The sequence below is a fragment of the Paenibacillus herberti genome, from assembly GCF_002233675.1.
Taxonomy (GTDB): Bacteria; Bacillota; Bacilli; order Paenibacillales; family Paenibacillaceae; genus Paenibacillus_O; species Paenibacillus_O herberti.
In genome coordinates, this window is record NZ_NMUQ01000004.1 from 180,054 (window position 1) to 197,936 (window position 17,883).

18 protein-coding genes are annotated in these 17,883 nt (G+C 53.5%); 3 read left to right on the plus strand and 15 right to left on the minus strand.

Features of this window, described 5'->3' with window-relative positions:
• Positions 1 to 184: 184 nt before the first annotated feature.
• The 15 genes from CGZ75_RS23375 to CGZ75_RS23445 form a co-directional block, all read right to left on the minus strand.
• The gene (locus tag CGZ75_RS23375; protein ID WP_245851108.1) at positions 185 to 871 is read right to left on the minus strand and encodes a WcaF family extracellular polysaccharide biosynthesis acetyltransferase; all 687 of its coding nucleotides are present in this window, start codon (positions 869 to 871) and stop codon (positions 185 to 187) included.
• A gap of 20 nt (positions 872 to 891) precedes the next feature.
• Positions 892 to 2,112, minus strand: a complete 1,221-nt coding sequence (locus CGZ75_RS23380) for a glycosyltransferase (protein WP_089526819.1) — start codon at positions 2,110 to 2,112, stop codon at positions 892 to 894.
• Positions 2,113 to 2,136: 24 nt separating this feature from the next.
• On the minus strand, positions 2,137 to 3,288 hold the full coding sequence (locus tag CGZ75_RS23385; RefSeq protein WP_089526821.1) for a glycosyltransferase: 1,152 nt from the start codon (positions 3,286 to 3,288) through the stop codon (positions 2,137 to 2,139).
• 63 nt (positions 3,289 to 3,351) lie between these two features.
• Positions 3,352 to 4,710 carry a hypothetical protein gene (locus tag CGZ75_RS23390; RefSeq protein WP_089526823.1) on the minus strand — a complete coding sequence of 453 codons (1,359 nt, stop codon included), beginning with the start codon at positions 4,708 to 4,710 and terminating at the stop codon, positions 3,352 to 3,354.
• A gap of 10 nt (positions 4,711 to 4,720) precedes the next feature.
• Complete coding sequence (gene gmd / locus CGZ75_RS23395) at positions 4,721 to 5,716, minus strand: GDP-mannose 4,6-dehydratase (RefSeq protein ID WP_089526824.1); 996 nt, start codon at positions 5,714 to 5,716, stop codon at positions 4,721 to 4,723.
• Between the two features lie 97 nt (positions 5,717 to 5,813).
• Complete coding sequence (locus CGZ75_RS23400) at positions 5,814 to 6,746, minus strand: GDP-L-fucose synthase family protein (RefSeq protein ID WP_089526826.1); 933 nt, start codon at positions 6,744 to 6,746, stop codon at positions 5,814 to 5,816.
• Positions 6,747 to 6,857: 111 nt separating this feature from the next.
• Positions 6,858 to 7,466: a sugar transferase gene (locus CGZ75_RS23405; RefSeq protein ID WP_425436568.1), complete on the minus strand. Its 609-nt coding sequence runs from the start codon at positions 7,464 to 7,466 to the stop codon at positions 6,858 to 6,860.
• A 108-nt stretch (positions 7,467 to 7,574) separates the two neighbouring features.
• On the minus strand, positions 7,575 to 8,570 hold the full coding sequence (locus CGZ75_RS23410; protein ID WP_245851111.1) for a polysaccharide pyruvyl transferase family protein: 996 nt from the start codon (positions 8,568 to 8,570) through the stop codon (positions 7,575 to 7,577).
• Complete coding sequence (locus CGZ75_RS23415) at positions 8,567 to 9,982, minus strand: oligosaccharide flippase family protein (protein WP_245851113.1); 1,416 nt, start codon at positions 9,980 to 9,982, stop codon at positions 8,567 to 8,569. The genes CGZ75_RS23410 and CGZ75_RS23415 overlap by 4 nt, the downstream gene beginning before the upstream one ends.
• Positions 9,983 to 10,132: 150 nt before the next feature.
• A complete protein-coding gene (locus CGZ75_RS23420; RefSeq protein ID WP_089526831.1) occupies positions 10,133 to 11,032 on the minus strand; it encodes a glycosyltransferase in 900 nt (299 codons plus the stop codon).
• Positions 11,033 to 11,060: 28 nt separating this feature from the next.
• Entirely contained in the window at positions 11,061 to 11,975 is a 915-nt protein-coding gene (gene galU, locus CGZ75_RS23425; protein WP_089526832.1) for a UTP--glucose-1-phosphate uridylyltransferase GalU, read from the minus strand.
• A gap of 261 nt (positions 11,976 to 12,236) precedes the next feature.
• Positions 12,237 to 12,938: a CpsD/CapB family tyrosine-protein kinase gene (locus tag CGZ75_RS23430; RefSeq protein WP_089526834.1), complete on the minus strand. Its 702-nt coding sequence runs from the start codon at positions 12,936 to 12,938 to the stop codon at positions 12,237 to 12,239.
• A complete protein-coding gene (locus tag CGZ75_RS23435) occupies positions 12,919 to 13,692 on the minus strand; it encodes a YveK family protein (protein ID WP_089526836.1) in 774 nt (257 codons plus the stop codon). The genes CGZ75_RS23430 and CGZ75_RS23435 overlap by 20 nt, the downstream gene beginning before the upstream one ends.
• Positions 13,693 to 13,834: 142 nt before the next feature.
• Positions 13,835 to 14,152 carry a hypothetical protein gene (locus tag CGZ75_RS23440; RefSeq protein WP_089526838.1) on the minus strand — a complete coding sequence of 106 codons (318 nt, stop codon included), beginning with the start codon at positions 14,150 to 14,152 and terminating at the stop codon, positions 13,835 to 13,837.
• A 491-nt stretch (positions 14,153 to 14,643) separates the two neighbouring features.
• Entirely contained in the window at positions 14,644 to 15,078 is a 435-nt protein-coding gene (locus CGZ75_RS23445; RefSeq protein ID WP_089526840.1) for a GtrA family protein, read from the minus strand.
• A 157-nt stretch (positions 15,079 to 15,235) separates the two neighbouring features.
• Here CGZ75_RS23445 and CGZ75_RS23450 point away from each other — a divergent pair, with 157 nt between their 5' ends.
• The 3 genes from CGZ75_RS23450 (at position 15,236) to lplA (ending at position 17,861) form a co-directional block, all read left to right on the plus strand.
• Positions 15,236 to 16,126, plus strand: coding sequence for a phosphatidylinositol-specific phospholipase C/glycerophosphodiester phosphodiesterase family protein (locus CGZ75_RS23450; protein WP_089526842.1), 891 nt, complete (start codon positions 15,236 to 15,238; stop codon positions 16,124 to 16,126).
• Positions 16,127 to 16,509: 383 nt separating this feature from the next.
• Entirely contained in the window at positions 16,510 to 16,740 is a 231-nt protein-coding gene (locus CGZ75_RS23455; protein ID WP_089526844.1) for a 3-dehydroquinate dehydratase, read from the plus strand.
• Positions 16,741 to 16,874: 134 nt separating this feature from the next.
• A complete protein-coding gene (gene lplA / locus CGZ75_RS23460; RefSeq protein WP_089526847.1) occupies positions 16,875 to 17,861 on the plus strand; it encodes a lipoate--protein ligase in 987 nt (328 codons plus the stop codon).
• Positions 17,862 to 17,883: the final 22 nt, after the last annotated feature.

Consider the following 17,883-nt stretch of genomic DNA (forward strand, 5'->3'; position numbering starts at 1 on the left):
CTCTCGGCCGCACCTAGACGCTCTTTCAAGTAGCTTTGACTACTTGAGCAGGACCATGGCCGCGCCTTTACGCGCATTCAAGTAACTTTGACTACTTGATCAACCTCTCGGCCGCACCTAGCTCGCTCTCAAGTAGCTTTTGCTACTTGAGCAAACCTCTCGACTGCGCCTAGCTCGCCTTCGTTTACTTACCTTTGCTAGCCACGCCTGCGTTTTCCGCTGCTTTAGAGAAGCGCTGCTTCACAAAAGCAGCTGGCGTCCCGGCATGCACCTCACCGTCAGGAACGGATCGAGTGACCGTGCTGCGAGCAGCGACGACGCCCATGACACCAACCGTCACCCCAGGGTAGACAAAAGAGTCACTGGCAATCCAGGCACCATCGTGGATGACGATCGGGCGAGTGATGAGACCAAAGGATTCATCCTCGATATCATGAGAGCCGGTGCACAGGTAGCTGCGCTGCGACACGATGCAGTGACTGCCGACATCGATTCTGTCGAGGCTGTAGAACTCGGCGTCATCTCCGACCCAGGAAAAATCGCCGATACTGACTTTCCATGGGTAGGTGAAACGCGCCGTGGAGCGAACTTGAACGCCTTTGCCCACTTTGGCCCCGAACAGTCGTAGCAGGAAACGCCTCCAGCCGTACATCGGATGCAACGAGTAGCGGAACAGACTTCCCTGCACCAGCCACCACAGGAGCACGATCACGCTGCTTCTGCCGCGGGAATACCAGTCCTGGTTGTACTGGTCCAGTCTGATTCGGTTGTCTAGCCGTATTTCGTTTATTTCCCGTTGCTGAATCCATCCTGCGTCAACCTTCTCATGCTGATCCTTCCGTCTTTCCCTCTTACTCCTGTCCTTGTCCAAGCTCACGCTCTTCTCCACACTCATGAGCCCCAGTTCAGTCCTGCCTCTGCACCTCTGCTGCTTCCTGCCGGGTCCGACTCCCCAATGAGCTGTCGGTATTCCTGCTCTAACTGGGCGCCCACTTGAGACCATTCGTAATAATGCGATACCATCGCACGGCCTTGTTCTCCCATTCGGACGCATAACTCGGGATCGTTCAGCAGCTGGCAAGCAGCCTCCGCTACCTTGACAGGATCCACTGGCACAGCCAGTCCGGCTCCCTCTTGAACGACCTCCCGCCAGATGTTTACCTTGTCAGAAATAACAACTGGAATACCGCAGGCCATCGCCTCCACGACCGCAATGCCGAAATTCTCCGTGTAGGATGGCAACAGGAACAGATCGGCATCGCGCAGTACCGCCAGCTTGTCCTTGCCGGTCAGCATGCCTGTGAAAATTGCGAACTCGCTAAGCCCCGCCGCCTTCAGCCATTCCCGCACCTTTAGGCCGTAGTTCTCGTCATCCGGGCCAGTTAACACAAGCACTGTATCCGGGTGCTCACGATGAATATGTTTGAATGCCTCGACGAGCACGTCGAGTCCCTTCTTGAAGTTGATCCGGCTGAAAAAAAGCAGCATTTTTTTGCCCTCAAGCAGCTTATAGCGGGATCGGAACGAGCCGTGAATAGGCAGTTCCTGGTATTCAGAGGAGTTAACGCCGTTCGGTACGACGAAGCCCGAACTGCCGTGTACATAAGGCTTCGCCAGTAATAGCTCCTCTTCGGTTGTATAATGGAGAGCATTGGCAAGCCGGATGTTGCGATCCTCGAACAGCGTCTCCATGATGCGCTTCCGATAGCGGTGGCGAGCATACATGACCGGATCCAGCGTGCCATGCGGGCGTACGATGTACGGAACCCCATGTTTACGTGCGTAATGACCGGCTGCCATGCCATGGAAAAGATACAACGAATGGATATGCACGATATCAAAGTTAGGAATCGCTTTATTCAGAGCAAAAGCCATTGCCGGCGAGGTACGCCAAAACTTAGGCTGGATGACTGGAAAGTATCGGATGTCCACTCCGTTTTTTCGAATGACTCGATCCGTCGGCTCGTCAAGCACACCGTTGCCATCCTGGTTCGTACTGAAGATTGTTACCTCATGGCCGCGGGCTGCCAGCACTGCTGCCATTTCCATTCCCGCCTTGGCCGGTCCCCCGTAGCGAGGAGCCAAATTGGCGATAACATGCAGAATTTTCATTCCTTCACTTCCGTTCTCAAAAGGTTAACCGGACAAGCTGCCCGAGCTCCGTGTGCCAGTGCGTCCGGACGCTGCGGTCATGTCGCTCCTGATTCGCTCCAGAATGCCATGTAGCCTTGCCGTATAGTTTGAGTAGCTGAAATAACCAAGCTCTTCCGGCACAATGCCGCGAGGAGCGCCCAGCAGCCGATTGATGCCGCTATACACCTCATCCGGGTCGGATGGGTCTATCAGCTCACCGAGCCGGCCGTGCAGCAATGCCTCGCTGCTGCCATCCTTAAGACTTGCCAGCACCGGAACTCCGCAGGCCATCGCCTCCAGTAGCACGATACCGAAGCCCTCGCCGTGGCTCGGCATCGCGAAGCCGTCAGCCAGGCGGTAATGATCCGCCTTCTCCTCCTCCGCAATCATTCCGGTAAACACAACGGAGTCCGTTAATCCAAGCGCCGCTGCTTTCGCTACCAGGCGAGAGCGATCGCTTCCGTCTCCTACAATGAGGTAGCGCAGCATCGGCAGCTCCAGCTTCAGACGGGGCATCGCCTCCAGCACCTCGTCGAACCCTTTCTTCCGGTCCGCCCCTGCCAACCGGCCGAGCGTCATGATGACACGGTCCTCCGGCTTCAAGCTATAACGTTTCATCAAATAAGCAGGGCGTGGTCCCGGTGTGAACAGGCCGGGCTCAAAGGAGTTCGGAAGCACATAAGAAGGCACTCCACTTAGGCCAGACCAGCCAGTAAAACGTTCGAGCGTCAGGCGGCTGACCGAGATTATGGCATCGACCTGACGGAGCGCCCAGCCGATCCCCCGACGCGTGACCGGATCCCATGCATCGATGCCGTGTATGACTAACACGATGGGAGCTCCGGTTAGTTTTTTGGCCAGCGCCGCGAAAGGCAACAAATTGATATGACCACACAGAATGAGGTCGCAGCCTCTGGCGCGACCGATCAGGGAAGCCAGCACTGCCTTCAAGTAACGTTGTTTGCTGTCTAGCCCTGCCGTCACGTAGTCGAGCTTCTCCGGCAGCTCGCCGGGTGGATGGGGCATAATGCGCGGGATAGCCACAGCCCTCTCCAAACCAGGGCTGGAGCAGAGCGCTCCCAGTAGATCCCGGTTGAATTTGGCAATGCCGCCATGCCCGCCGTACGCATCCGTGAGCAGTACAAGCGGCTTCATAAGTTCTTGTCTCCTTTGAGAATTGGTTCGCCGATTATTCAAGGGCCGCCGGGCTGCTTCCCATTACAGAGAAACAGTGCCCGCTTTGAGCCGATCCCGTGGCTTTTCCTCTTGCCGGGCGGCAACATTGTCGACCGCCTCTGGCAATTTTGACGCCGTCTTCGTACCCGTCAGCACCGCCCAACAAGCTGACAGCAGGAACAAGTAAACGAACTGCTCCAGAATATTAGTCGAAATGCATAATACAAGATTGACAACAACGATGACGTAAAGTTGAATGCTTCTTCCCTGCATCTTTTGCAGCAGTCCAGGTGCAGCGGCGATGGCCGCGAAGAGCAGTAGAGCCAGCGTCACCAGGCCGAATTGCGTCAGAATGGAGTTGAACGTACCGTCCATGATCTGATGCTCAAGCTCAACTTCCATTTGTTTATTAAGGTTAACGCCGCTGTTCGTGCCATAACCGAGACCATCTCCGAACAGTACAACGCTGAGTGGATTGCTCGTGAAAAAGCCCGTCAGCATGTCGATGCGGCCACCTTCCACCTGAGCTTCCACGATGCTTCCCCGGTCAGCCATTAGCGTGGCAGCCTGTACACCGCCCATCAGAGCAAGCAGCGAAAAGCAGATGATAGCTGGCGTCAGATACACCGAGCCTGGCCGTTTGCGCCCTTTGAACACCGTCTCCACCACTAAGAAAAACACAACTAGGAAACAGCCGATAATCGCCGAGCGTGTACCGGACATGCCGGCGATACAGAGGCATAGTAACTGCAGCATTGGCCCCAGCCTGCGCTGTGTCTTGCCCACCACAGCCCTTGCGGCATAGAGGAAGATGGAGCTTCCGAGCGCCATATACCCGGCGATAGAGATGCCTCCGAAGGTACCAATCAGCCGCAGCGAAAATGGATTCACAACGCCGAAGCGTCCGGTGAACAGCACATACTGGACAGTCAGCACGGCAAATTCGATTAGGATTAGCCAGCCGAGGCAGCGCGCGAGCATGCGGATGAACTCCGTCTGGCCGCGGATATAACCCACCGCTTTGACGCAGAACAGAATCAGCAGCAGTGAGCGGCCTCCGGCAGCAACCTGGTACAGGTTAAGCCCCGCTTCGCGGAAGACGAGCACGCTGCTTCCGTAGAGCAGCAGCAGCAACACCGGCAAATAATGGGCGGCCAATCGATAGCGCTCCTGCTTGCGAACGTCCATCCAGAAAAACAAGCCGAGCAGCACCACCATGAGAATATCCTTCACATACCGAATGCTGGGACCGAAAATAGGTTCGTTAAGAGCGAACTTGGCGTACGAAATTCGCGCGTTCACCATATCGTTCAGTGCTTCCGGCAAATAGGCCATTGCCGCAAAAATCAGATAAGCGATCAGACCGCGCCGCGCCCAGTCTTCCAGGGATAGCCTGCGCATATTCATCACCTTATGCGTGTACGCTCATCGCAAGCTGGTAAGCCGCTTCATGTCCGACGCGCTTCATATCCTCGTCGACCATCATTTTGACTAGCTGCTCGAAGCCAACCTCAAGCTCCCAGCCGAGCTTCTCCTTCGCCTTCGTGCAATCGCCGAGCAGCAGATCCACCTCTGCGGGACGTTGGAACTCGGGATCAATGACAACATAGTCGCGATAGTCGAGGCCTACATGGGAGAAAGCAACTTCCAGCAGCTCGCGAACGGTATGCATTTCACCCGTGGAGATGACAAAGTCATCCGGCTCATCCTGCTGCAGCATCAGCCACATTGCCTTGATGTAGTCGCCAGCGAAGCCCCAGTCGCGGAGCGCGTCGATGTTGCCCATGCGCAGCTCGGTCGCCAAGCCCAGCTTGATGCGGGCGACGGCATCGGACACTTTGCGTGTCACGAATTCCACACCGCGGCGCGGCGATTCGTGGTTGAACAGAATGCCGGAGCAGGCGAACATGCCGAAGCTTTCCCGGTAATTGACTGTAATCCAGTGGCCGTATACCTTGGCTACGCCGTAAGGGCTGCGCGGATAAAACGGCGTTGTTTCCTTCTGCGGCGTTTCGAGTACTTTGCCGAACATTTCGCTGCTAGAAGCTTGATAGAAACGCGCGCTCGGCTTCACGATGCGCACCGCCTCCAGCATATTCGTCACGCTGATCGCCGTCAGATGGCCTGTCGCGAGCGGCTGCGGCCAGGATGCAGCCACGAACGATTGCGCCGCCAAGTTATACACCTCGTCCGGATCGGATACACGCATCGCCTCGATGAGAGAAGCCAAGTCAGTCAGATCGCCCGACACCCAGTTGATGCGGGTTTTGATATGCTCGACGTTCTCGTAGTTTGGCGTGCTCGTACGGCGACGCATGCCGTACACCTGATACCCCTGGTCGAGCAGAAACTCTGCCAGATAAGATCCATCTTGACCGGTTACTCCTGTAATTAGCGCTCTTTTCATATGCTGTATCCCCCTATTGGATGAATAATTTGAATTGATATTGTTTATTCGCTGACGCTTCTCCGGGCTCGACCTTTGGCTCCGCTGCTCATTTCACCTAAGCAAGAACGGCCTGGCGATAGCCCGCGTAAACCTCGCGGATGCCCTCATCGAGCGGCTTCGACGCCCGCCAGCCGAGGCTGTTAATGCGGCTTGTGTCCACCAGCTTGCGCGGCGTGCCGTCCGGCCGTGATGTGTTGAACGCCAGTTGGCCCTCGAAGCCGACCACCTTGCCGATCTGCTCCGCCAGCTCGCGGATGGCGATATCCTCGCCAACACCGATGTTGACGATGTCGTCGCCGTCATAGTGGTTCATCAGGAACAGGCAGGCATCCGCCAAATCGTCGGAATGCAAGAACTCACGGCGCGGATTGCCCGTGCCCCAAATTTCCACCTGAGCCGCTCCATCCTGCTTGGCCTCATGGATTTTGCGCAGCAGCGCCGGCAGCACATGAGAGGTTTCCAGATCGAAATTGTCGCCTGGTCCGTACAGATTCGTCGGCATCGCCGAGATGAATTTTGTACCGTACTGGCGGTTGTATGCCTGACACATTTTGATGCCAGCGATCTTGGCGATCGCATAGGCTTCGTTGGTCGGCTCCAGATCGCCGCGCAGCAGGCTGTCTTCATGCAGAGGCTGCGGTGCCAGCTTCGGATAAATGCAAGTCGAGCCGAGGAACAGCAGCTTTTTCACGCCATGCCTTCTCGCCGCATCAATCACATTTGTCTGAATGAGCAGATTGTCGCGGATGAAGTCTCCACAGTAATCGTTGTTGGCGACGATGCCGCCGACCTTGGCAGCAGCCAGGAATAGATAGTCGATGCTAACACTACTGAAAAAGGCTTCAACTGCATTGTTATCCCGCAGGTCCAGCTCCCTGCTGGTCCGGCCGATCAGGTTCGTGTAGCCGCGGGCCTCGAGAGCCCGCCAAATGGCGGAACCGGCCAGTCCACGATGTCCAGCCACGTATATTGCGGCATGTTTGTCCATATTCGAGGCTCCTTTATACTCGTATTTCCGTTGCATGCTTGCACTGACCACAGACAGCGAAGACGTATGACAAGCGGAATCGGTCTTTTATTAATGAATCCAACTATTGGGTCAAAATGCATCCTTGCTGCCAAGCAGCACCCGCACGGTCCGCAGCAGAATGGACAGGTCCATGCTAATCGAGCGCTCACGCACATAACGTAGATCCAGCTCGACCATCTGCTCGAAGCTCAGGCTGCTACGGCCGCTCACTTGCCAAAGCCCGGTGCAACCCGGCGTCACTTCCAGCCGCTGGCGGTCATACGGCGTGTATTCCGCCACCTCACGCGGCAGCGGAGGGCGCGGCCCGACGAGCGACATATTGCCTTGCAGCACGTTGACCAGCTGCGGCAGTTCGTCGATGCTCGTTTTGCGGATGAAACGGCCGACACGCGTGATACGAGGATCGTCGCGCATTTTGAACATCGCGCCTTGCACCTCGTTCTGTGCCATCAGTTCCTTAAGCCGCTCCTCCGCATTCGACACCATGGATCTGAACTTGTACATGCGGAACGGCTTGCCGTCCTTGCCAACCCTCGTCTGATAAAAAAATACCGAGCCCTTCGGGTCCTCGAGCTTGATCAACAGACCGAACATGACGAATACCGGACTGAGCAACAACAATCCAATCAGCGAGCAAACCACGTCCAGCACCCGCTTTATTCCCACGTACAGAGCCAACTGCCGCTCCTGAATTGGACAGCTTGCTCCTGCGACCGCAGCTTTATCACTTCTTTCTTGATAAGCCAAGTGTCATCTGCCCCCCGCTTGAATGGAATAATAGTATGACTAGTTCGCCACCTCGCCTGCGGACAGCTCCGATCCCGGAACACCGCTTGTCCAGGCGGTAAAGTAACTCGTGTTTTTGCCGTAGGAGTTGTCGAGCAATACATTCGGCTTGTCCATCAGACAGCTGAGAATATGCCCATGCAGCCGTGAGGTGACGATGCTTCCGTAAAGTCCGAACTCGCGAATCGCCTTATCCACCAAGTATTGGGAGTATCCGTACCAGATCCGCTGCAGCGGCCCACGTGCTCCCGGCAGCCGATACAGCTTCATTAGCAGCACAAGCGCTTTGCGCTCCATTGGCGTGTAAAGGCTGGTCCAGTCGAGCGAGGCGCTGCGGGCTCCACTCTGCTTCTCAAGCTGCTCCTGTTGAGATGTTTTCTCAATGTCGGTCCTGAGGAAGAACAGCGTGTCTCCCTGCGCAACACTTGGAGATTCGATTGGATATAGCTGATGAGCCATATCTGGCGACATGTACACATGCACGTTTTTGAATTTTTTGCGGGCCATCTCGTAGCTAAGGGAATCTCGCACATACAGATGCACATCCCCGTGCCGGTTCAGAATCGCAGCCGTGCGTCCGAAGTTCAGCTCACTCTTATAAAAAATCGTCTGTGGCAGCATGACGATGCGATGCCCCGGATAACGCTCCACAACCCGCTCACGCAGCAGTTGATGCTTGGCGTACAAATCGCCGAAGTTGCCGCCGCCATGCAGGACGAGAATGCAGCCTGGCGGAACCTTCAATCCATCAGGAAAATCCAGCACGCTGTAACGGGCTCTAACCCGGATTCCATAAGCCTTGAAGAAGGCTTCGGTTCCCTTCATGATCAGGATGTCGCCGCCGTTGCTGTGTACGGGATAGTCGATGTAGATGATTTCAGAACCCCTGGGAATGCTCTTTGTTATAAGCGATAGCCGCTCTTTCAACTGTTCCATCGGATGCTGACCGGCTTTGCCGGCGCTTTGCTGCGACTGTCCCTGCTCCATCTTACTCATGCGCTCTCAGCTTCCCCTCCTGCGGCGGCTGCCGCTTTTTTTCTTGATTTGATTCGATCCTTCAAGAACTTCAGATCCTCACGACCGGATAAAATACTGCTCAGCGATACATCGAACAGCAGCTTCATCGAGGCAATCGAGATTGCCATACGGATGAAGGCGCCACACAGCAGCGCGAGAGCCAGACCCGTTAGCCCCATCATCGGGGTGAAAACGAAAAACAATCCGATCGTCGCCGCCAGCGCGATGATTTGCCGCACGAGCACCATGCCCGGACGCCCCATCGCGTTGAAAGCAGAGGCGAGTATCCATGAACCTCCGCCAATGATGCATTCGATGGACAGCAGGTAGAAGGCGGCATTCGCTCCCGCGAAATCCGGTCCGAACACGAGACCGATTAATCGGCTGCCGATCAGCATCGCCGGCACGACGGCCAGCAGCATGAGCAGCATGGACAATCGGAAGGCACGGCTGACAGAGGCGATGACAACTTCCTTGCTTTCGCCCGTAATTTTTGGGAAAACGACACTCGTAATCGCGCTCTGCACGACGTTGAACATGCGCGAAAGCGCGTAGATGACGGAATAGATTCCGAAGTCACGAGGTGTTAGCAGCGCCAAAATGATCAGCTTATCGAACTGGCCGTACAGGGTGCCGAGCAGGTCCGTGCCGTAAACACGGCTGCCGTAGCCGAGCAACGGTCCTGCTACCCGGCGATTCCACATCCCCTTCAGCGATGCAAGTCCAAGCTCGTCTCGCATCGCGACCAGCGCCAGTGCGATGACGATCGCCGTCGTGGCGAGATAAACGATCGTCGCGGCGGGAATCGTCAGCGCACCGACCATCCATAACAGGACCAGACCGACCAGATTGAACAGCGGCACATACAGCCGGATGCTGTTGTAAACGCCAAAGCGTCCACGGCTCTGCGCTGCGGCTGCAATCAGGTTGACTGCCAGCGCCATCGGTATAGCTAACGCCGTGTACAGCTGAGCCGAGCGAATCGCCTCGGGGCTATAAGCGTTCATCCACTGTGGCAACAGCGCCCAAGCTACGGCTCCCGTAATCAAGCTGATCGGAAGCAGCAGAGACAGGGCGAAAGCCGCCGTCTCCCGCAGCGGTGCGCCGCGTTTTACTTGAAAGATGAGCGAGGTCGGCAAGCCGAATCCTGTCAGGCTAGCAAGAAAGGCTGGCCAGAACAGAATTGCGGCTAGCTCGCCTTTGCCCTCAGCGCCGAGCAGCCGGGCCGTGAGTATCGAACCCAGCGTACCGAGCAGCAGGATGAGCATATTGGCGCCGCTCGTACGGGCGATTGTTGCCAGCGAGCCCTTGCCGCGCAGCGCACCGCCCGATAGCCGCGTTGCCATGCGGATGGCGCGCCCAGCAGCCAATCGGACCGCTTCCGTGCTCATAACCGCTCCTCCTTTTGCACCTAAATTATTATTCATAACGCGACCATGAAGGCAAACGAATACCTATAAAATCCGCTATTTCGCCCGTTATACAGCTCGCTATACCGGCCACTACTAGAACTAGCCAAGCTGGCCGGAGATGAGCCGTTGCTACTTGAACCAGCCGAGCCGACCGGCGATGTAGCCGTTGCTGTACTGGATCCGCCGCAGTTGGATGATCTGCTTACGCGGATTCGCCAGCGAGAACAGCAGCATGACGAGCGCGGGACCAATTTTAAGCGCCTGCTTGGTCATATAGGCGGCTCCACGACTTCCCCGGGCAGCATCGCTGATGCCCTGCCAGTATACTCGCCTCAGGAACCATTTTCGGCTAATTCGGCTCTTGTCGATCTTGTGATCAACCGCCGCATGGGGCGTATAGTACACTTGGCTGCTCTGGCGAATGCGCTCGATTAGTTCGCTCTCCTCATTGGACAGAAGACTGCTGCCCACGCGGCCCAGATCTTCGCGGAACGGTGCGTATTGCCGGAACAGCGAAGCCCGAAAGGCTACATTCGCGCCGAACGGGATACGCGGAGACTCCATCTCCATCACGCGCGGCGAGTAATCAAGCACCGTATAAAGCGTCTTGAACGCATCCGGCAGCCAAGCCGGCTCGCCGCCTTCCCAGATGGGATCAATGCGTCCTCCGACACATCCTATCGCTGGGTCGCTCTCGAACACATCAACGATGGCGCCCATCCAACCCGGCTTCGCAATGGCATCATCATCAAGGAACAGGATGTATTCTCCTCTTGCCTCTTTGATTGCCCGATTGCGCGACACGGACAGGCCAAGCTTCTCTTCCCGCACATAACGGACTCTCTCCGCTCCAATGCCGGACATAGCCTGGATTTTTCGTACCTCCGCCTCCGTACCGTCGGTAGAGCGATTGTCGATGACGAGCACCTCGTACTGCAGGTAATCGAACTGCTGCTCCAGCACGCTCAGTACCGCTTCACGGGTATCCCGGGCCCGGTTATGGGTGCAGATGGCTGCCGTTACTTTCATCAATCCCACTCCATTCTTCTAATCGCTGCTATTCTCCGCGTGCTGCCAACAGTTCGTGGCCAAGCTCGCGCTCCAGCAGCTCACTCATTTCCATAAGCAGTGGATGGCGCAGCTCTGGTCTGCGAATCGCGAACTCCAATGTTGTCAAAATAAAGCCCAGCTTCTCGCCAACATCATAACGAACGCCTTCAAAGTCATAGGCGTATACGCCCTGGCTTTCATTGAGCCGCTGAATCGCGTCCGTCAGCTGGATCTCACCGCCAGCTCCCGTCTCATGCTTGCCGAGGAAATCAAAGATTTCCGGTGTCAGCACGTAACGGCCCATAATGGCCAAATTGGAAGGCGCTTCGCCTGGTGCAGGCTTTTCTACAAAACGATGCACGCCATGCAATCTGCCCGCAGGTACTTCGATATGTCCGATTGGATCTACGATGCCATACCGATGCGTCTGATCAACGCCGACCGTCTGCACGCCGATGACCGATTTGCCGGAGCGATCGTACTGCTCAATTAGCTGCTTCGTGCAAGGTACGTCCGATTGCACGATATCGTCGCCGAGCAGCACCGCAAACGGCTCATTGCCGATGAAATTGCGTGCGCACCATACGGCGTGACCAAGTCCCTTGGCTTCTTTTTGGCGAATATAGTGGATCTCGACATTGGATGAACGGCGGACTTTCTCGAGAATGTCCAGCTTGCCTTTTTCGAGCAGCGTATGTTCCAGTTCAAAAGCGATGTCGAAGTGATCCTCGATGGCCCGCTTGCCCTTGCCCGTTACGACGATGATATCTTCAATTCCGGATTCAATCGCTTCCTCGACGATATACTGGATGGTCGGCTTGTCGACAATCGGCAGCATTTCCTTTGGCATTGCCTTAGTTGCGGGAAGAAATCTCGTTCCAAGACCCGCTGCGGGGATGATTGCTTTTCTCACTTTTTGCATACCGCTCACCCTCTTCTTTTCATCGGATTGGTTGATTCCATATTTCTAAATATCACTCAGGGCATCCAACCCTACCTCACATCATGCCCTTGACGATTAACGTCTAAGGCCGCTGGCCCACAGCATGACCGAGTACCTCCGCTGATAAAGGTGCAAGAGGCATTACCTTGGCGGTTGGTCCGCCTTTGTCCTGCGCTTGCCATCTGTGAGCTTCAAAGCTTTATCCGCGCTGCTCCCGCTTAAACGTTCTGCCGCTCTCGCTCAAGCGTTCTGCCCCTCGTCTCCGCCGTAGTAATAATAGTAGTAGCCGTCACCGCTGCTCCGGTCCACATTGTTGAGCACAACGCCCAATATCCGCGAGCCCGCATTCTCAAGTGAAGCCTTCGCCTTACGAGCCACATCGCTCTTGACCTTGCCGGAGTCGATGACGAGCAGCACTCCGTCGCATTTACCGGCGACGATATGAGCATCCGTCACCGCCATAATTGGCGGCGTATCGATGATGACCCGGTCATAACTGCTCTTGGCTAGCTCCAGCAGGGAACTCATCGCCTTTGACCCCAGCATTTCCGACGGATTCGGCGGCGTCTGACCCGCTGTCAGCACATCAAGGCCATTCACTGCCGTCTCTTGTATGCCCTGCTCTAAGCTGAAGCGGCCGTTCAACACACCGGTAAGCCCTGTTCGGTTCGATAGGCCGAAAATATGATGCTGGGATGGTTTCCGCATATCCGCATCGATGAGTAGCACCCGTTGCCCGGCTTGAGCGAAAGTTACCGCCACATTGGCCGAGGTTGTGCTTTTGCCTTCACCGGCTCTGCAGGAGGTGACCATCATCAGGTCGACGGGCTCGTCGACTCCGGCGTATTCCACTCCTGTACGCAGCATCCGGTACGATTCCGATATCGGCGACTTCGGGTTACTCTCCGTGATGAGACTCCATTTACGCGTCGATCGAGACATTGCTTTCCCTCCCCACATGGCCAGCGGCCGGTATTTGCTTCGTATGGCGATTGTTGCCCCCGCTTGGAACAACCTCGCTGCCCTTGAACTTCGGAATGACGGTCAGCACCGGCAATCCCAGCGTATCCATCACATCTTCCTCGGTCTTGATCGTGTCATCCAGATATTCCAGCAGGAAGGCCAGACCAAGTCCCGCCAGCAGCGACAATACAAATGCCATCACGATGTTCAGCTTGGCGTTCGGAGCGACCGGCGCGGCATTCGCTCCAGGATCGGCTTGATTCAGAATCGACACATTGTCAACCTGCAACAGCTTCGGAATCTCATTTGAAAAAACGGCCGATACCGCATTGACGATCCGCGCCGCACTTTCAAAGCTGCTATCCCGCGCCGTCACCGACATGACCTGCGTGTCGTTAACGGAGGTAACCGTAACCTTGCCCGCCAGTTGACCAGCGCTCTGGTTCAGCTGTGGATATTCCTCTGCAACGATCTGCATGATGCGCGGCGTCTTAATAATTTCCTTGTAGGTTTTGATTAGCTGAATGTTGCTGTTGATTAAATTTAGATCCAGGCTCGACATTAACCCTCCGCTGTCCTTTACCTGGCCAACCAGCAACTTGGCCGATGCTTCATACTCCGGCTTGGCATACCAGTAGGAGTAGGTCGCTGATAGCGAGCAGCTCATGATGACAACGGCCACGATCAGCCAAAGCCTCTTTCGGATCATGAACGCATAATGTTTAAGTTCCAAGATGTCCCCTCCAGTGGATAGGCTTGAGATGAGAATTCTTAATGAATTATTAGAAGAAGTTAATTATTCAATACGAGAACTACTAGCCAAAAAAAAGAGGTGCATCTAGCGAGAAAACCTCTACCATTCACCCATTTCTTCTCTAGCTTTGCTTGTTTAGAAAAGTCTCTACGCTGCCGCCATCTAAAACATGCTCGACGAGTTCTTCCGAGCTTCTGCCCAATCCTTGCTCGCGAAGCAGGTTACTTAATAGATCGGCCAGATCGACTGGCTTACCTGTAATGGCAATGGGAGCTAAGCTTCCCTTTACGAATCCGTCTTCTGTCCATTCTGTGATGTCTAAGCTGTCGTCACCCGTCTTGTTCAAGCTGCGGTCATCCGCCAGCTTGTCCAGGAACGCTCGAAGTCTCTCCTGCTTTGCTTCAGCCGATAAAGGCTCCGCTTGATGATGAAGCGCCATGCTTTTTTCCTCCCTGAATCTTCAGCCTTCGTAATCATTAGACATATTCTGCCATACGATTCCGGATTTAACGGGCAAGCATCCGACACTAACAGAGCTTGTTGTTAACGATTATGACACAGATAGTAGTAAAAGCTAGAGGGAAGAAAGGCATGTACGGATTAGGCTTTCCTGTTCATTTTCAAAAACAATTTTTAAGTACCCTGCTCCTAGTTTTACTGTATATTCAATTATGAATATTCTGAACTGTTGCCGCTTACATGATTATGTATGCGCTACCTATTTACTATGACGATCCCTTTACATGAAATAAAAAGAAGACTTGAGACTCATTTCTCCGACATTCTCGATAAAAACAGAAAAACCCGCGTAGAAAGCGGGTTTTTGAGGGAAAATAAAGCCCCTGAAGGGCAATTGGCAGGCATATAGGAATCGCCTTTTGCTTCATTAAAAAAGGACTTTCGAATCAGATAATTGATGCTGGTCCTATTTCATGCTTTGCCAGGATGGGATTCGACAGATTCCGCGACTTTGGTCACCTCTTCCAAAGTTTCCGAATGACGGAAAACCCATAACTTATTGAGTGAAAACCCGGCTCCAGTTGCCACAAATATGGCTATTCCTTTGCTAATTAGTGTATTCCAGTCTAAAAAGCCATGGAAAAAAGCTAAAATAGCGGTTGATAATCCGAACATTAAACCATTTACCGCGAGGAATTTAAGCATTTCATCCCTTTTTGCCCGGCCTGTGCGCCTAAAGGTCCATTTGCGATTCACCACATAGCTGTTAACAGTTGCTAAAGCATAGCTAAATGTCTGAGCCAAAAGATAATGCATACCGAATACAGCATTCAATAGGGCAAAAATGGCATAATCAACTGCCGTATTCATGACACCGGTCAAGCTGTATTTAATTAAAGTTTTCATTAAAACGGTCCCTTTCTTGCTTAATGTTCCTTTTAACCTAAGGCATGATGACTCGGAGCGTCAAGTTTACTATTAAAAAGAAACCATTCAGCAGGATAAAAACGGCTCAAACGGGGTATATAATGCTCATCGCATCTCAGAGAGCGAGGGACAGAAGATGAACAAATGGTTTAAACGGACTACGGTGGGGTTCGCAGCATTACTCTGCGTCTCACCGCTGCTGTCAGGAGCAAAACCCGCCATCGTACATAATCGAGAAGCTCCACCGGCCTGGACATCAGAAACGCTAATCGCCCACGCCATGGGCTCGGTGGATCAGTATTTTTATACAAATTCCCGCGAAGCCCTGCAGCAAAATTACAGGAAAGGTTATCGCGTTTTCGAGGTGGATCTGCAACTCACGACCGATAATTATTTGGTTAGCCGCCATGATTGGGGAAGCTATCTTTACGATCGTTTTGAACAGACACTGCCGCGAGAAAAGATGGACAAGCCGCTCCCGCTGAAAAGTATTTTAAACTTGCCCATTCTGGGGAGTTATCAAGCGATGAGCTTTGAAGATATCGCTGATCTGCTGCAAAACTATCCCGATATCTGGATCGTTACCGATACAAAGGCAGCTAATGCTGAGGAAGCTCGGCTTCAATTTGAGGCGATTGTCCGGGCTGCTAATGGTAAGGAAGAGGTGCTTACCCGTATTGTTCCACAGTTGTACAGCCGGGAGATGTTGGATTGGGTTGAGTCGGTTCATTCTTTCCCTTCCTATATATATACGCTTTATCAATCACCAGACTCTGACGGCGAAGTACTGGATTTCGTCAAGATGAATGATCGTGTTGATGCCATTACGATGCCGGAGGATCGCGCACTGAATTCCCGTTCGTTGATCAGCAAGCTGAATTCCCTGCGCGTCCCAGTGTATGCAAATACGATCAATGATCCAGATATTATCAGGAAGCTGGCCCATGGAGGCGTTCATGGATTTTATAGCGATTCGATGACCTACAGCAGACTTGAGGAAGAGCGAATCAAGCTTGGAGACCGCTAACTGACAGCTATCGTCAACATCCTACTTAGCTCGCCATTTCTCTAACGTAGTTGTCGGTTCATAAGAGAAAAGAAACCCTTCCAAAAGCAAAGTTGATGCAGGAAAGCTTCGCAAAATGAAGAACATGTAGATAATCCAAAAATTAGAAGTATCAGAGGTTGCATCTTTTGTCAAGTTTGATTATACTTACTTTACTTAAGGAACAAATTGCATGCGATTTATGCTTTACAAACACCGTGTTAAGGATGAATTGTAACCAATTCATAACTGTTTTTTAAGAATCTATTAATCTTACTTGGTTACAATAAGAATAACCAAATCAATCGAATAAGCTTCGACGATACAAGCTTGACCAACTCGACCAAGAATTGGAGTGAATGGCCATGAGAACATTGATTTCTTTTCAAAATAAGAGCATTCCCGTATATGTAACTGAACAAAATAATAAAAAAGCTCTGGATAAACTCGGTGAGGTGCTGAATCGCAAGCTGCTGACCGGCAAAAATGCCGTTAAAAGCTGTATCCTTTCCCTGATCAGCGTGGAGATTACCGGCAGCGAAGCGACGCTGCACACAATCAACGAGAAAGATACGCTCACGATTTCGCTTTATTAAGATTAACGCGCGAGCTTAACATCCTTGCTATTGCTTAACATGAACACCTCCCCGCTGGGAGGTGTTTCTTGCTTCCCAGAGCCAACGGTACATTATTGGCATAGCTTACATAACTGAATTGGAGGAGAGCCCACATGCTATTCATCAATAATGGGGACATGCACGACCCGTCCCTTAACCTGGCGCTGGAGGAGTATGTGCTGCGCCACTTGCCTGCCGACAACGACTATCTACTCTTTTATATTAATGAGCCCTCCATCATCATTGGCAAAAACCAGAACACGCTAGAAGAGATCAATGAAGACTATGTACGCGAGCGCGGCATCCATGTGGTTCGCAGGCTGTCGGGAGGGGGCGCGGTATATCATGACCATGGTAACCTGAACTACAGCTTCATTACCAAGGATGACGGCGAGTCGTTCCGCAACTATAAAAAATTTACCGAGCCGGTTATCGGTGCTCTTCGCTCCATGGGCGTAGAAGCTGAACTAAGCGGTCGCAACGACATTGGGGTCGGCGAGCGCAAAATCTCCGGCACAGCGCAGTTCGCCACGCGCGGGCGCATGTACACGCATGGAACGCTGCTATTTAATTCCGACATCTCTCACGTCGCTTCTGCACTCAAAGTAAATCCAGAAAAATTTAAGTCCAAGTCCACCAAGTCGGTTCGCAGTCGTGTGGCGAACATTTCGGAGTTTCTGCAGGAGCCGATGACCGTGCAGCAGTTCCGCACCCGCGTGCTGGAATCTCTATATAAAGGCGAGCCGGTTGAAACTTACGAGCTGACCGAGTCCGATTGGGAAGGTGTGCGGAAAATCGCCGAAGAACGCTATCGGAGTTGGGATTGGAATTACGGCCGTTCACCAGCTTTCAATATGCGTCAGGTCAAACGTCTAAGCGCCGGTACTTACGATGTAAGACTGAATGTGGTTGAAGGCCGCATCCAGCAAGCTTCCATTTACGGCGATTTCTTCGGTACGGCTGAGGTTAGCGAGCTGGAAGCACGGTTCACCGGCATCCGGTACGAGCTCGACTCCGTGCGCGAGGCGCTGGACGGCGTAGAACTTACTCCCTATCTCGGACCGATGGAGCCCGATGAGTTCCTGGGGCTGCTGTTCTAATTAAACATTGTCTAAGGAGCAA

Excerpts from the sequence above, each read along its gene's own strand:
- CGZ75_RS23430 (WP_089526834.1), bottom strand. The coding sequence starts at position 12,938 with ATGTCTCGATCGACGCGTAAATGGAGTCTCATCACGGAGAGTAACCCG.
- CGZ75_RS23440 (WP_089526838.1), bottom strand. The coding sequence starts at position 14,152 with ATGGCGCTTCATCATCAAGCGGAGCCTTTATCGGCTGAAGCAAAGCAG.
- lplA (WP_089526847.1), top strand. The coding sequence starts at position 16,875 with ATGCTATTCATCAATAATGGGGACATGCACGACCCGTCCCTTAACCTG.
- CGZ75_RS23385 (WP_089526821.1), bottom strand. The coding sequence starts at position 3,288 with ATGAAGCCGCTTGTACTGCTCACGGATGCGTACGGCGGGCATGGCGGC.
- CGZ75_RS23415 (WP_245851113.1), bottom strand. The coding sequence starts at position 9,982 with ATGAGCACGGAAGCGGTCCGATTGGCTGCTGGGCGCGCCATCCGCATG.
- CGZ75_RS23410 (WP_245851111.1), bottom strand. The coding sequence starts at position 8,570 with ATGAGTAAGATGGAGCAGGGACAGTCGCAGCAAAGCGCCGGCAAAGCC.
- gmd (WP_089526824.1), bottom strand. The coding sequence starts at position 5,716 with ATGAAAAGAGCGCTAATTACAGGAGTAACCGGTCAAGATGGATCTTAT.
- CGZ75_RS23420 (WP_089526831.1), bottom strand. The coding sequence starts at position 11,032 with ATGAAAGTAACGGCAGCCATCTGCACCCATAACCGGGCCCGGGATACC.
- CGZ75_RS23390 (WP_089526823.1), bottom strand. The coding sequence starts at position 4,710 with ATGCGCAGGCTATCCCTGGAAGACTGGGCGCGGCGCGGTCTGATCGCT.
- galU (WP_089526832.1), bottom strand. The coding sequence starts at position 11,975 with ATGCAAAAAGTGAGAAAAGCAATCATCCCCGCAGCGGGTCTTGGAACG.
- CGZ75_RS23400 (WP_089526826.1), bottom strand. The coding sequence starts at position 6,746 with ATGGACAAACATGCCGCAATATACGTGGCTGGACATCGTGGACTGGCC.
- CGZ75_RS23455 (WP_089526844.1), top strand. The coding sequence starts at position 16,510 with ATGAGAACATTGATTTCTTTTCAAAATAAGAGCATTCCCGTATATGTA.
- CGZ75_RS23450 (WP_089526842.1), top strand. The coding sequence starts at position 15,236 with ATGAACAAATGGTTTAAACGGACTACGGTGGGGTTCGCAGCATTACTC.
- CGZ75_RS23445 (WP_089526840.1), bottom strand. The coding sequence starts at position 15,078 with ATGAAAACTTTAATTAAATACAGCTTGACCGGTGTCATGAATACGGCA.
- CGZ75_RS23380 (WP_089526819.1), bottom strand. The coding sequence starts at position 2,112 with ATGAAAATTCTGCATGTTATCGCCAATTTGGCTCCTCGCTACGGGGGA.